This is a genomic window from Mesorhizobium sp. M7A.F.Ca.US.002.01.1.1 (assembly GCF_004022955.1).
GTDB lineage: Bacteria > Pseudomonadota > Alphaproteobacteria > Rhizobiales > Rhizobiaceae > Mesorhizobium > Mesorhizobium ciceri.
In genome coordinates this window covers 1-3,524 of the sequence record NZ_RZQE01000550.1, presented here as the reverse complement: position 1 = coordinate 3,524, position 3,524 = coordinate 1, and the positions used below count along the sequence as shown (strand labels likewise).

Here is a 3,524-nt window from a genome sequence, read left to right as displayed (position 1 = left end):
ACGTTGCAGGAAGATATCGGCATCAGTCCGAACGGCATCGTGCTGATCTCCCCGGCGCTGGAGTTCACGCTGGTGCAGCCCGACGAATTCGAGCCGCTGCATTGGGCGCTCGAACTGCCTTCACTGGCTGCGGTGCGCCTGCGCGCCGAAGGCGTCAGCGGCGACGCGTTGCGGGAGAAGCTGGCAGACGTCGAACATTATGCGATGGGCGATTACCTCACGGCAATCACCAGCGGACTGGAGCAAGGCAGGCGGCTGGCCAGCCAACGCGTGGCTGACATCACCGGCCTGCCGCTCGACCTGGTGCAGCGGAACTCCGCCCGCATCCCCACCGGCCTGTTCGCAAGGGAGTTCGCCCGCGCCAGCGGCAAGGTGCTCAGCCCCTATGACGCCACGATCGGCACGGCCGACATCGCGCCCGAGAGCGCCCGCATCGCCGGCCCGGATCCGGTGCTCGACCGCAGCGTGCCGGCGCTGACGTCGGCGTTCGTCGGCTATATCAGCGACGAACTGCATTTTCGCACCGATGTCAGCTATCGGCTGCTCAATGGCGAAATCAGCCACAATTGGGATTACGGGACCGGCGCCTCGCGGCAAGGCTATGCCGGGGTGATGGACGATCTGCAGCGCGCACGCTCGCTGAACCCTTCGCTCGGCGTCGTGATCGTTAACGGCTACACCGACCTGGTGACACCTTACCTCGCCTCGCGCTACCTGGTGAGCCAGATCCCGTCGCTCGCCAATGCCAAGCCCATCCGTCTCGATGTCGTCGAGGGCGGGCACATGATGTATTTCAGGTCCGACGGCCGGCGCGCGCTGAAAGAAGCCGCTTCGGAGCTTTATCAGGCGACGCAATAGACTTGGCGACAGTGCAGCTCGCCATGGACCCGTGCCCCAATATAAGCCCCGGACTGGCGTAGCGCCGCAGGGGTTTTCGCCCGTATAGCTTGGTACCAAGGGAGTTGAATTCACGGCTCCCTTGTGTCGCTCCTCACAGCATTTCTGCCGCTCCGGCAAATTTGGTCCCACGCGCCTTATGGCCGATATCGCCATTCTCGAAACACGCGAGCGGGTTCTTGCAGGCATCCTGCTGACCGGTGCGGCCTATCTGCTGTTTTCGACACAGGATGCTTCGATCAAGCTGCTGGTCGTCGGCCTGAGCGTCTGGCAGATCATGTTCTTCCGCAGCATCACCATTCTGGGCGCGTGCGCGGCGATCGGCGGACGACAGCTGTTTGCCGACACGATGCGCTCGCCGATCGTGCGGCCGATGCTGGTGCGCAGTGCCTTCACGCTTGCTGCGTGGCTCTGCTACTACAACGCCGCGCGCAGCCTGCAGCTCGCCGAACTGACCACCGTTTATTACGCGGCCCCGATCATCGTCACCGTGCTTTCGGTGTTCCTGCTCGGCGAAAAAGTGCCGATGCTGCGCTGGCTGGCGGTGCTGATCGGCTTTGCCGGCGTGTTCATCGCTTGCGATCCGACCCATCTCGGCCTGTCCGTGCCGGTGCTGCTGGTGCTGGCGGCCGCCTTCTTGTGGGGCATCGCCATCGTGCTCTTGCGCAGGACCGCCCTTGCCGAGCGCTCGATGATCCAGCTCCTGCTCAACAATTTCTATTTCCTGCTGTTTTCGGCGGTGCCGGCGTTGCTTTGGTGGCGGACACCCGACTGGACCCAGCTGCTGCTGCTTGCCAGCGTCGGCGCACTCGGCGGCCTGGCGCAGTATCTTCTCTTCGAAGGCATGAAGCGCACGCCGGCCTCGGTTCTCGCGCCGCTGGAATACACCTCGCTATTGTGGGCATTCGCACTCGGCTTTGCGATCTGGGGCGACGTGCCGCGCCGCGAAGTTTTCCTGGGCGCTGCGCTGATCGTCGCCGCCGGCCTGCTGATCGTCGGCACCGAGCATTTCCGCAAACGGCTATGATGTGCATGGCCATGATTGCTGACGCTACGATGTCAGGACCAAGCGGCGTAGGCTGGCGGCATGACTGAGATTGCAGCCGCCACCGACACCGCCGCGGAGCGGACACTCGGCATCATCCTGGTGTCGTCCTCAGCCGCCGTCTTCGGCCTGACGGGCGTGCTGACGAAATCAATCCACGCCGACCCGTTGACCATCATCTGCTGGCGCGGCTTTGTCGGCGCGATCCTGATCAGCTTCTATGTGCTGTGGCGGCGTCACCGTTCCGGTGGGCGTGAGACCCTGCGGCTTGGCTGGCGCGGCTGGCTGCTGGCGGTGGAAGGCGCGCTGGCCAGCATCGCTTTCATCTCGGCGTTCAAGTTCACCTTCGTCGCCAATGTCGCTGTCATCTATGCCACAGCACCTTTCGTCACGGCGCTGCTGGCCTGGGTTCTGACGCGCGAACCCTTCCGGTTGCAGACGATGGTCGCCGCCGCAGTGTCGCTGTGCGGCGTGGCGATCATGGTCTGGTCCGGCTTCGGCACCGGCAATCTGTTCGGCGACGGACTGGCACTGCTGATGACCATCGGCAGCGGCCTTTACATGATCATGGTTCGCGCCTTCCGCGACACGCCCGTGGTGTGGGCCGGTGCGGTGTCGGCATTCCTGTTGTTCGTGCTCGGTTGGTTCGTCACCGATCCGCTGGCGGTTTCGCCGAGAGATGCCGTTCTGCTCACCACTTTCGGCGCGTCCTTCGCGCTGTCCTCGATCCTGTGGACGGAGGGCGCACGACTCATCCCGCCGGCCGAATCCGGGCTTCTCGGTTCGGCCGAAGTGCCGTTCGCGATCCTGTTTGCCTTCCTGTTCCTGGGCGAGATTGCACCAGCCGCCAGCATGATCGGCGGCGCCGTCGTGCTCACCGCAGTGTTCGCCCATGCGGGGCGGGATTGGCTGATGGCGCGCTCGCAACGCATGGCGTCAAATATTTCTTAAAAAAGCGACACAGTCATGGAACCATCATCCGGGTCAGGCATTATTGCTGCGACGGGCCATCCCCAAGTCCCCCCAAACCCCTCGGCCCGTCCTACTCCAAGCCGACCGTAAGGTCGGCTTTTTCTTTGCCGCTTGCCGACCGCAAGGTCGGCTTTTTCTTTGCCACTTGGGACCGCAAGGTCGGGTTCGTTGGGTATTCAGCCCGACAAGGCAAGGTTGGCGCTGAGCAGGGTCGCCAGATCGGCTGCCGATCCATCGGCACCGGCGCGCAGCCGGATGGCGAACTCAGCCAAAGGCACCTGCGGCAGGCCAAGCTGGCGCGGCGCCTCGACAATCCCGGAATGGGCAAAGCGGGCCGTTCGCAGCGTCAGTGCGACACCGGCGTTCACGGCTGTGCGCAGGCCGGCCAGACTGGCGCTGCCGGCAGCAATGCGGTAGCGGCGGCCGGCGGCATCGAGTGCGGCAAGTGCCGCTTCGCGAAAACCGCAATATGGATCGAGCAGCGCCAGCGGCAGTTCCTCCTGCCGCGTGGCCAGCCCCTTTTGTGAGCATAGCCATATCATCGGCTCGCGCAGCACGCCGACTTCGTCCGCCGCTGCCGTCTGGCGCATGACGATCGCCAGATCGAGGC

The 3,524-nt window shown here is 64.3% G+C and carries 3 protein-coding genes and 1 pseudogene; 3 read left to right on the top strand and 1 reads right to left on the bottom strand.

The genetic code is table 11. The annotated features are described in order from the left end of the window. From EN932_RS31680 to EN932_RS31670, 3 genes and pseudogenes are all read left to right on the top strand, one after another. A pseudogene (locus tag EN932_RS31680) lies at positions 1-858 on the top strand (peptidase S10); the annotation flags it as partial. Positions 859-1,036: 178 nt separating this feature from the next. Continuing rightward, a complete protein-coding gene (locus EN932_RS31675; protein WP_127384840.1) occupies positions 1,037-1,924 on the top strand; it encodes a DMT family transporter in 888 nt (295 codons plus the stop codon). A gap of 60 nt (positions 1,925-1,984) precedes the next feature. Beyond that, the gene (locus EN932_RS31670) at positions 1,985-2,893 is read left to right on the top strand and encodes a DMT family transporter (protein WP_127384841.1); all 909 of its coding nucleotides are present in this window, start codon (positions 1,985-1,987) and stop codon (positions 2,891-2,893) included. A 197-nt stretch (positions 2,894-3,090) separates the two neighbouring features. Here EN932_RS31670 and EN932_RS31665 read toward each other — a convergent pair. Next, a partial coding sequence (locus EN932_RS31665) for a LysR substrate-binding domain-containing protein (RefSeq protein WP_245483359.1) occupies positions 3,091-3,524 on the bottom strand: 434 nt, incomplete at its 5' end.

Excerpts from the sequence above, each read along its gene's own strand:
- EN932_RS31670 (WP_127384841.1), top strand. The coding sequence starts at position 1,985 with ATGACTGAGATTGCAGCCGCCACCGACACCGCCGCGGAGCGGACACTC.
- EN932_RS31675 (WP_127384840.1), top strand. The coding sequence starts at position 1,037 with ATGGCCGATATCGCCATTCTCGAAACACGCGAGCGGGTTCTTGCAGGC.